The sequence below is a fragment of the Streptomyces sp. C genome, from assembly GCF_000158895.1.
Lineage (GTDB): Bacteria > Actinomycetota > Actinomycetes > Streptomycetales > Streptomycetaceae > Streptomyces > Streptomyces racemochromogenes.
The window spans coordinates 401,738-410,884 of record NZ_GG657751.1 but is presented as its reverse complement, the minus strand read 5'-3'; the positions used below and the strand labels follow the sequence as shown (position 1 = coordinate 410,884).

The 9,147-nt window shown below is 73.5% G+C and carries 8 protein-coding genes; all 8 read right to left on the bottom strand.

Annotated elements, in window-relative coordinates; all coding sequences use genetic code 11:
• Positions 1 to 126: 126 nt before the first annotated feature.
• The 8 genes from SSNG_RS35185 to SSNG_RS35150 all read right to left on the bottom strand — a co-directional run bounded on the left by SSNG_RS35185 (position 127) and on the right by SSNG_RS35150 (position 8,774).
• Positions 127 to 1,080: an aldo/keto reductase gene (locus SSNG_RS35185; protein ID WP_007268746.1), complete on the bottom strand. Its 954-nt coding sequence runs from the start codon at positions 1,078 to 1,080 to the stop codon at positions 127 to 129.
• A gap of 80 nt (positions 1,081 to 1,160) precedes the next feature.
• Entirely contained in the window at positions 1,161 to 2,135 is a 975-nt protein-coding gene (locus tag SSNG_RS35180; protein WP_241695316.1) for a DegT/DnrJ/EryC1/StrS family aminotransferase, read from the bottom strand.
• Between the two features lie 226 nt (positions 2,136 to 2,361).
• Positions 2,362 to 3,783 carry an alkaline phosphatase gene (locus SSNG_RS35175; RefSeq protein ID WP_007268744.1) on the bottom strand — a complete coding sequence of 474 codons (1,422 nt, stop codon included), beginning with the start codon at positions 3,781 to 3,783 and terminating at the stop codon, positions 2,362 to 2,364.
• The gene (locus SSNG_RS35170; RefSeq protein ID WP_277752184.1) at positions 3,780 to 4,850 is read right to left on the bottom strand and encodes a Gfo/Idh/MocA family oxidoreductase; all 1,071 of its coding nucleotides are present in this window, start codon (positions 4,848 to 4,850) and stop codon (positions 3,780 to 3,782) included. The genes SSNG_RS35175 and SSNG_RS35170 overlap by 4 nt, the downstream gene beginning before the upstream one ends.
• 85 nt (positions 4,851 to 4,935) lie before the next feature.
• On the bottom strand, positions 4,936 to 6,093 hold the full coding sequence (locus tag SSNG_RS35165) for a hypothetical protein (RefSeq protein WP_042804663.1): 1,158 nt from the start codon (positions 6,091 to 6,093) through the stop codon (positions 4,936 to 4,938).
• Between the two features lie 142 nt (positions 6,094 to 6,235).
• Positions 6,236 to 6,835 carry a hypothetical protein gene (locus SSNG_RS35160; RefSeq protein WP_007268741.1) on the bottom strand — a complete coding sequence of 200 codons (600 nt, stop codon included), beginning with the start codon at positions 6,833 to 6,835 and terminating at the stop codon, positions 6,236 to 6,238.
• A gap of 9 nt (positions 6,836 to 6,844) precedes the next feature.
• Positions 6,845 to 7,690 carry a glycosyltransferase gene (locus tag SSNG_RS35155; RefSeq protein ID WP_007268740.1) on the bottom strand — a complete coding sequence of 282 codons (846 nt, stop codon included), beginning with the start codon at positions 7,688 to 7,690 and terminating at the stop codon, positions 6,845 to 6,847.
• A 37-nt stretch (positions 7,691 to 7,727) separates the two neighbouring features.
• Positions 7,728 to 8,774, bottom strand: a complete 1,047-nt coding sequence (locus SSNG_RS35150; RefSeq protein ID WP_007268739.1) for a hypothetical protein — start codon at positions 8,772 to 8,774, stop codon at positions 7,728 to 7,730.
• Positions 8,775 to 9,147: the final 373 nt, after the last annotated feature.

Sequence of the window (9,147 nt, the reverse complement as noted above, 5' to 3'; positions counted from 1 at the left end):
CGCTGGTTCGGGCACCCGGTGCGGCATCCGCAGGGGGCCCGGGCCGGCTCTTCCGGATCCGGCCGGTGAAGCCCGCGCCGTCCGGCGCCGTGGCGGGGCGCCGGTGCGGTGCGTGTCGCGGTGGTGTCAGCGGGTCGGGGGCTCTCCCTCGCCGGTCTCCAGCCAGTCGCGTTCGGCGTCGGTGAGCCGGTGGGTCGCCGCGGCCAGGGAGTCCCGGACCTCTTCGGGCTGCCGGGGGCCGATGAGCGCCACGACCGGGAAGGGCTGGGAGAGGGTCCAGGCGAGCGCGATGCCGGTGGCGGAGACCCCGGTGCGCTCGGCGAGCAGGCGGACGCGCCGGACCCGGGCGGCGTTGGCCTCGCTGTACCAGCTCTCCGCGAGCGGGCCGGTGCGCAGCTCGTCGGGGTCGGCGAGGGCGTGCGCGCCGCGGCCCTGGCTCGCCCAGGGGTAGAGCCGGACGCCGGCGGTCTTCAGCCAGTCGCGCCAGGCGGGGTCGTTGGAGGTCTCGGTGCCCGGGTAGATGGGGTGGACCATGTCGATGAGGCTGTACTGGTTGCTGATGCCGGCGGGCAGCGGCAGTCCCCGCTCGCGGGCGTAGCCGACGGCCTCGACGACGCGTTCCAGGGTCCAGTTGGACATGCCGTAGGCCCCGATGGTGCCGCGGTCGACCAGGTCTGCGAGGGCGGTGACGAACTCCCCCACCGGGACGTCGGTGTTGTCGCGGTGCAGCATGTAGAGCGCGGCGTCGTTCCGGCCCATCCGTTCGAAGCTCTCGGTGAGCTGGGCCTCGATGCGGTCGGGCAGGCAGTCCGGGGTGTGTGCGCCCTTGGCCAGGACCCAGACGTCCTTCTCTACGCCGCGCGACCGGGCCCAGTCGCCGAAGGTACGTTCGCAGCAGCCGGGCCCGTAGGCGTGGCCGTAGAGCCAGGCGGTGTCGAAGGCGCGGCCGCCGCCCTCCCAGTAGGCGTCGTAGACGGGGAAGCCGCGCTCGTTCTGTCCGAAGGCGGAGGTGCCGAGGAGGAGCGGCGGGCCTTCGGGGCCGGGCGGCAGGTCGGCGGCGGGGCGCGGGTCGGGGGTCATGGTGTTCTCCTGGTCCGGTTGCGGTCGTCGTGAGGGGCGGGCGCCGCGCGCCGGTGGTGTGCCACCGGCGCGCGGATCGCTCAGCCGGTGGCGGAGACGGCCTTGCGCACCTCGTCCGCGATGTGGGCCAGGTGGCCCTCGGTGAGCGCCGGATGCGACGGGAGGGCCAGCAGTTCCTCCGACAGCCGCTCGGCCACCGGCAGGGACACGCCCCGGTGCTGGGCGAACGCGGGCTGCTTGTGCAGCGGGTAGGGGTAGCGCAGCAGCACCGGGACGCCCCGGGAGCGCAGGTCGGCCGCGATGTCGCCGGCGGACCGGCGGCCGCCGCCGGGCGCCACGCGCGCCGCGTACTTCCAGAACGCGTGCGTGGTGCCCTCCGGCTCCACCGGGAGCTCCAGTCCCTCGACGCCGGCCAGCCGCTCCGAGAGGTACGCGGCGTTGCGCCGCCGGGCCTCGACCATCTCGCCCAGGCGCTTGTGCTGGGACAGTCCCACGGCCGCCTGGACGGAGGTCAGGCGGTAGTTGTAGCCGACCTCGTGGGCCCAGATCATCCCCGGCCGGCCCTCGACGGGGCCTTCGCCGTGGCTGCGGGCACGGCGCACCCTCTCGGCGTACGCGGGGTTGTTGGTGAGGACGGCGCCGCCTTCGCCGCCCGAGGTGATGACCTTCTGTTCGAAGAGGCTGATGCAGGCCAGGTCGCCGAAGCCGCCGACGGGCCGGCCGCCGATCTCGGTGCCCATCGCCTGTGCCGCGTCCTCGACGAGGGGGACGCCCGCCTCGGCGGCGACGGCGGTCAGGGCGGCCATGTCCGCCGCGACGCCGTTGATGTGGACCACCACGATGGCCTTGGTCCGCTCGGTGATCAGGGACTTCACCGAGTCGGGGTCAAGGCAGTGGGTGTCCGGGGTGACGTCGGCGAAGACGGGCCGCGCGCCGAGGTAGACGACGGGGCTCGCCGAGCCTATGAAGGTGTGGGCGGGCACGATGACCTCGTCGCCCGGGCCGACGTCGAGGGCGTGCAGCGCCAGGTGCACCGCGGCCGTGCCGGTGGACACCGCGACGGCGTGCTCCACTGCTGGCCGGCGGCCAGCGCCGCCTCGAACTCTTCGACGACGCTGTTGCCCAGCCCCACCAGACGGTTGGAGCGCAGGGCCGCCACCGCGGCCTCGATGTCCTCGTCGGTCAGCTGGGGCCAGCGCGGGAGTTCCTGGAAGGCGTTCAACGCGTCATACCTTTCGGTCCGTTGTTCACTGGGGTTTTCCGTGGAGTGCCGGGGGCGGGTCAGCGCAGGCCGAGGGCGGCGCTCACCGTCCCGAACAGTTCGGTGTTCTCCCGCAGGCCGAGGACCTGGTGCGCGAGCGGTCCGCGGGCGGTGACGGGCACCGTGACGCCGGTGTGCTCCTGCGTCCCGCCGGGTTCGGCGGTGGTGGCGTACCCGAGGAGCATCCGGCCGCCCTCGTCGGTGAGGAGCGTCGCGGACAGCCCTGTCGGGCGGGCGTCGTCGGGCAGGATCTGGGTGGCGTGGCCGTGGTCGGCGGTGACGATCACGAGGGTGCGGGGGTGCCGCTCGGCGTAGGCGAGGGCGACGGCGACGGCCCGGTCGAAGGCGACGGTCTCGCCGATCTGGCCGCAGGGGTCGGCCTCGTGGGCCCGGTCGTCGATCGCGGCTCCTTCGACCTGGAGGAAGAAGCCCTTGCCGGTGGCTCCGGGGGCTCCGGGCCGGTCGCGGCGGGCGGTCAGCAGGTCGAGCGCGGCCTCGGTGGATTCGGCCAGGGTGGGGGTGCCGGCGGGCCGGGCGGGGTTCCCGGTCGTGCAGCGCCCGGGCGCGGTGCCGCCGGGTGAGGCCGCCGGCCCGGTCCACTCGACCGGCACGTAGTCGGGTGCGAACAGTCCGAGGACGGGCCGGCCGGGTCGGGCCGCCGCCAGTTCGGTCCGGTCGCGCACCAGCTGGTAGCCGGCCGCCCGGGCCTGTTCCAGGACGGTGCGGCCGCGGTACGGGCCGTCCGTGGAGGTCTGGGCGAAGTGCCCGGCCCCGCCGCCGAGCAGCACGTCGGGGCGGGCGGCGACCGTCTGCTCCGCCGCGGAGCCCGCGCCGCCCGCGGCCCGGGTGTCCGCCGGGCACGCGGCCATGTCCGCGGGGCCCTTGCAGGAGCGGTCGGTGAGGTGCGCGGTCAGTGCGGCGGGGGTCGCGTCGACGACCGAGGCGGTGGTGACGCTGCCCGTGGCGTACCCCTGGCGGCGGGCCTTCTCCAGGAGGGTGGGCAGCGGCCGGTCGGTGTCGGGGGTCTTGGACAGGCGTCCGTTGACCGTCCGCCGGCCGGTGGCCCAGGCGGTGGCGCCCGCCGCGGAGTCCGTGACGTAGACCGGCCGGCCGTGTTCGTCGACGGAGGAGGTGGTGCGCCGGCCGGGCTGGTCCAGGGTGTCCATGGCCAGTCTGCCGGTGGCACCGGCGGAGTAGTTCCGCGCCGCGGTGATCTCCGCGTCGCCCATCCCGTCGCCGATCAGCAGGATGACGCTGTCCGCCGGGGGCCGGCCGCGGTCCGGCCCGTCCGCCCCGGTGGCGGTGGAGGCGGCGGACACGGTGACCAGCGTGAGCAGCGCGGTGCCGAGGACGGCGGCGCGCCGCCACGGGCGCGTGCCGCGCGTGCCGTTCGTTCCGCGTGTGCCGTGCGTGCCGTTCGTGCCGTGCGTGCCGTGCGTCATCGTGTGCGGCCCCCCACCTGTGTGACGGTGCCGGCGGCCGGGGCGGGGGCCGGGTCCAGGACGACGCGGGTGCCGGTGGCGGCGGCGTGTCCGGCGGCCGCGGCCACCTCCTGCGCGCGCAGCGCCTCGTCGGCGGTGCAGGGGCTGGGCGTCCCGCGCGTCGCCATGCGGAGGAAGTCGCGGATCTCCTCCCGGTAGGCGGCGGCGAAGCGGTCGGTGAAGTCCTGGTACGGGGGCTGCTCCGGGGGGCCGGGCGGGCAGCCCGGGCGGGACCCGTCGTGGAGCCGCAGCGGGGTGCGCGCGTCGAGCCCCACCGAGACGGAGCCGAGGGTGCCCAGGACCTCCACCCGGTGGTCGTACCCGTGGGGGTCGAGCCGGGAGGCGGAGAGCACCGCGCGGGCGCCGTCGGCGAGGGTCAGGACGGCGGTGGCCACGTCGTAGTCCGGCCCGCCGAGGAGCCGCGCCCCGTCCGCCTGGACGGCGACCGTGCGCAGGCCGGTGAGCCAGTGCACCGCGTCGATGTCGTGGATGAGGCAGTCGGTGAAGATGTCGCCCGACGTCCGCCCGTACGAGGCGGCCGGCGGTTCGTGGTCGAAGGCGGTGCAGCGCACCAGCAGGATCCGGCCGAGTCCGCCGGAGGCGATCCGGTCCCGCAGGGCCCGGTAGCCGGGGTCGCTGCGCCGCTGGAAGCCCACGTGCGTCCGGGTGCCGGCCAGTGCCCCGGCCAGTTCGCGGGCCTCGGCGGGGTCGGCGGTCAGCGGTTTCTCGCAGAACACCGGCAGGCCCGCGCGTGCCGCGGCGAGCAGCGGGGCCCGCCGTTCACTCGCGGGCGTCGCCACGACGAGCGCGTCCGCCCCGGCGACGACGTCGGCGAGCGTCGGCCGCGCCTCGACGCGGGCGCCGGTCTCCTCGGCCAGGGTGCGGGCCAGCCGGCGGGCGCCGTCGGTGTCGACGTCGTACACCAGCAGGTCGGGCCGGTCGGGCAGGTGCAGCAGTGTGCGCGCGTGAAGCCGTCCCATGCGGCCGGCCCCGACGATTCCCACTCTCATCGAAAGTCTCCGTAACAGCCCGTCGGCGCCCCTCGGGGGCCGGGGTGAGGTCCTGCGGCGGTAGGTCCGGCGTGCGTCGCCGGAGTGCCGGGGCGGCGGCGTGTCAGTCGAGGACGACGGCCCAGCGGGGGTCGGTCACGTCCACTCCCTTGCCGGCGAGCTCGGTGCGGAGCTCGACGCGCAGCTTCTCCAGGTCCGTGTGGGACTGGCGCAGGCTCGCGGCGAGCCGGACGCTGCGCCTGCGGTAGGCGGCGGGGGCGTCGGGCCGCTTGTTGAAGTCCTCCAGGAGCAGCGCGTCGACATGGGCCGACCAGGGCAGTTCGTGGATGCCGGCGGCGATCTCGGCGGGCCGCAGCCGGTGCCAGTACGAGATGCCTCCGGCGTGGACCAGCTGCGGGGCGAAGACCTTGGTGCCGGGGAACGCGTGGAAGTGGGCGATCCGCAGCCCCGCCGCCAGCGCCATCAGCTGGTAGAACATCAGGCCGTCAAAGACGACGCGGATCACCTCGTTGCCGTTCTGGAGGTGGTGGTGGCGCTCGTGGCTGCGGACCTCGCGGCCGTCGTCGAGCACGTCCACCAGGCCGCCCTGGGGGAACGGCAGCGACGGGCCCTCCAGTGCCATGACCCGGGCCAGCGCGCGCTCGTGGTGCGGTTCGACGAGTCGCACCATGGCGCCGTCGATCTCCTTCTCCGGCCCCGGGGGGACGTAGGCGTACGCGGCGGGGGTGACCGGTCCGCCGATGGACCGTTCGATCTCGGGGCGCACCCGGGGGTCGAGGGCCAGGAAGGGCGGCGCGGCCAGCGGGAGGGGGCCGTAGCTGAGCGGGCCGCTGACGGCCACGCCGGGTTCGAGGCCGTCCGTGCAGCGGTCGAACCATTCGGTGTCGGTCACGAAGCAGTCGACGTCGACGATGCCGAACGGCCGGTCCATGGTGCGCAGCAGGAACTCGAAGATCTCGTGGCTGCCGACCCGCTCGTCCAGGTCGAAGACGGGCCGGCCGCCGCTCATGCGGTCGCGCAGCTCGATCTCCTCCGCGTCGAGGGCGGAGCAGACGAACACGCAGTTCAGCCGCTCGGGGGCGAAGCGCAGGAAGTGGTTGAAGACGTGCAGCAGCCCGGTGGAGAAGAAGCAGAACCACGGGGGGCTGTCGGCCGGGACGCCGGCCATGAACGTGCGGAACCTCTCGTCGAGGTGGAGCAGGGCTTCTTCGGTTCGTGCGTCGTCCGGGGCGTTCCCGGTCGGTTCGGTGGGCGTCACCATGTCGAGGCCGTTTCCGTGCGTTCCGCCGTGTCGTCGGGGAGGTGGGTCGTGCGGTGGGGTGCGCGGGACTCGTCGCGGCGGGCGCGGGGGCGGCACGGCGGGATCTCGCCGGGCCGCCCGCCGTCGGGGCGCCGGTCGCGGTTCAGACGACGTCCCAGTACTCGCCGAGCAGGAAGGGCATCCCGAAGGAGACGGACTTCCTTTCGTTGGGCCGGTAGGCGGCCCGGGGGATCGTGCGGAAATCCATGCTGACCCGGCTGATCTCCGTGTCGTTGACGACGTTCCCGTGCCAGGAGTTGGCCCCGTCGAAGGTGATGACCTCGCCGTACTCGGCGTGCACCGGTTCGTTGTCGATCCACAGGGTGTTGTTGCCGAAGGCCCGGGTGAGGGGCACCCAGTAGTTGACCTCGGCGGGGTCGTGGCCGAAGTCGCGGTCGCGGTGCCAGGAGCCCACGGCGACGGAGTTGCGCAGGTGCACCCGGAAGGTGGGGACCCGCTGGAGGTAGACGTCGTCGACGGTGTCGCCGAGCAGTTGCCTCGCCAGCGCGCGGTAGGCGGGGGAGACGGTGTCGAAGTTGTCGTAGAACCGTTTGTGGTAGGGCGTGCTCTGGTCGGTCTCCCGAGTGGCGAGCCACTCGCTGGCGGCCAGGCCCTCCAGGTCGTCCACCTCGATGACCTCGCGCACGAGGCCGGCGAGGCCGACCGTGGCCACGTCGTAGCGCAGCCGTGTGTACTTCGCCATGTGCTCTCCTCAGATCAGCATGCGGCCGCGCAGGCGCTTGCACCGGCGGTACCAGCCGCTGACCAGTTCGTCGATCACCGGATCGCCCGTCTCCCCGTCGCTGACCTGGTGGATCGCGCCGCTCATGCGCATCGCCACGCGGCGGGTGGCCAGTTGCAGGGGGATGGTGGGCACGGTGAGGCCCTCCAGGCGGTTGCCCAGCCGTTCCAGCGGGCTGAGGTCGAAGAACTCGCGCTGCCAGCGCAGTTCGTTGTGACGCCAGTCCTTCAGGCCGTTGAAGCCGCGGCCGTCGTTGTGGTGCATCACGTCCTGGAGGTCCTGGACGACCACCCGTTTGCCGGCGGCGCGCACCAGGGTGGCGAGGATGACGCCGAGTCCCTCGAAGCCGCGGTAGTGGCCCTCGGGGAAGCGGATGTTCTCGATGGTCCAGCGGTTCACGCAGAGGATGACGTCGTCGACGGCGTGGACCTCGTAGCGGTCCGAGCCGTAGTCGTGGACCTTGTCGTAGTCGGTGACCCGTCCGCGCCTGGTGTCCCGCTCGTTCCACCAGGCCAGTGACACGGTGTCGGATCCGCCGACCGAGCCGAGCATGCCCACGGAATCGTCCTCGAACACCGACTGCGCGACTTCGGCCGGGTTCTTCCGCAGCTCGACGTCGTCGTGCAGCATCACCAGGCCGGTGATGTCGGAGTTGGCGGCCGCCTGGTCGAACATGGCGTTGTACGCGGAGAAGAGCGAGCGCTGGCCGCGCATGGTGAACACCGGGCTGCCCGGTGCGCGGACGCGCTCGATGCCCGGCAGGCAGATGCGCTGGAACAGGTTTCCCGGACCGACGCAGACGCCGTAACCGATCACGTTGGTGACCTCCCTTGGGGATCGTGGACTGGGCCCGTCAGAACCGGTAGGTCTCCAGCGAACCGGTGCGCCGGACGTCGAGCGTGGCGCAGTGGAAGCCGCCGCCGAGGGTGCGCGAGTGGGTCAGCTGGAGCGGCAGGACGTCCGTCCCGTGCTTCTCCAGCAGCTTGATGAGCTCGGTCTGGCGGCGGTCCACCACCGCCAGGCCGGGGCGTACGACCAGCAGGTTCATGCCGATCCACACCGAGCAGTGCGGCTTGTCGCCGGTGAAGCCGATGTCCACCGGCTCGGGGCAGGTGATGGTCTCCCAGGAGCGCAGGAAGTCCGGCATGTTCCGGTCGTTCACCCGCGAGGGGTTGACCAGGACGAGGCCGGGCCGCAGCGGCACGATGGTGGAGTCCACGTGGGTGGAGGCGTACAGCTTGCGGCACGGGTGCACCGTGTAGGTGTCGCCCAGCGCGGACTGGAGCCACTTGGCGCCGAGTTCGTTGCCGCTGTCGGAGACCAGGTAGAGCAGGTCGGTGCCGAAGCGGAGCACGTTCGCGGCGTCGAACACCGGCTCCACGTCGGTCAGGCGCTCGCCGGCCGGCGCCTGCGGGTCGTAGGACGCGTCGGTCAGCCGGGGCTTGGGGGCCGACAGCCACCGGGATCCGCTGGCGAAGTAGTCCAGCAGGATGTCCTTGTAGGCGAGGGACTCCAGGAAGCGGGCGCGCAGCGCCATCGGCGTCTCGATGACGGTGTCGCCGACGGTCAGCAGACCGTCGCGCGGGCAGTAGTCGTGGAAGCCGTCCGTCTCCCAGTCGGGGGTCTTGATCAGGGCCGCGTTGTCGCGTGCCGCGGGGCGGCGGACCGTGACGCCGAGCTTGGTCAGCTCCTCCGCCAGGACGTGGAGTTCCTCCTCCGTCTCCTTCACCACCCGGTCCGGGTAGGCGCCGGAGGGGATCTGGTCCTGGCTGTCGTAGTCCCCCGCGTACTCCACGGCGAAGACGCTGCGGTCGGCCCGGGGGACCCGTGCGCCCACCGCCGTGCCGATGATGATCTCCTCCAGCGGGTCCCATTCGTTGTGCACGTCGACGAGGCTCATGGCGCTCCTTGGGGTGAGTGGGTGTGGCGTCGGCGGCCGGCGACGGGGTCGCGGGCCGGCCGGGTGCGGCGGGGCACGGAGACAGCGGGCGGGACGCGTGGTGGACGGCTGTGGAGCGGTCACCGGGCGGGCCGGGTCCCGGTCGGGTGCGGGGGCGGCCGGTGACGCGCCGCCGTGCGCGGAGGTGACGAGGGGGTCCGCGGGTGTCCTGTCCCTGTCCCGGGAGCGCCCTGACTCAAGGGCGCCGCACGGGATCTGGCTCCGTCGTTCCGGGTCCGGGCCGTTTCCGATCACCGGACCGACTGAAGGCTAACACCGAGGTCCCGATCAGCGAATGCGTCGCCCGCGGCGCTGTTGTCGGCGGCTTCCGTAC

Bases quoted from the DNA above. Each gene is read 5' to 3' on its own strand.
- SSNG_RS35185 (WP_007268746.1), bottom strand. From the start codon at position 1,080: ATGACCCCCGACCCGCGCCCCGCCGCCGACCTGCCGCCCGGCCCCGAA.
- SSNG_RS35175 (WP_007268744.1), bottom strand. From the start codon at position 3,783: ATGACGCACGGCACGCACGGCACGAACGGCACGCACGGCACACGCGGA.
- SSNG_RS35165 (WP_042804663.1), bottom strand. From the start codon at position 6,093: ATGGTGACGCCCACCGAACCGACCGGGAACGCCCCGGACGACGCACGA.
- SSNG_RS35160 (WP_007268741.1), bottom strand. From the start codon at position 6,835: ATGGCGAAGTACACACGGCTGCGCTACGACGTGGCCACGGTCGGCCTC.
- SSNG_RS35150 (WP_007268739.1), bottom strand. From the start codon at position 8,774: ATGAGCCTCGTCGACGTGCACAACGAATGGGACCCGCTGGAGGAGATC.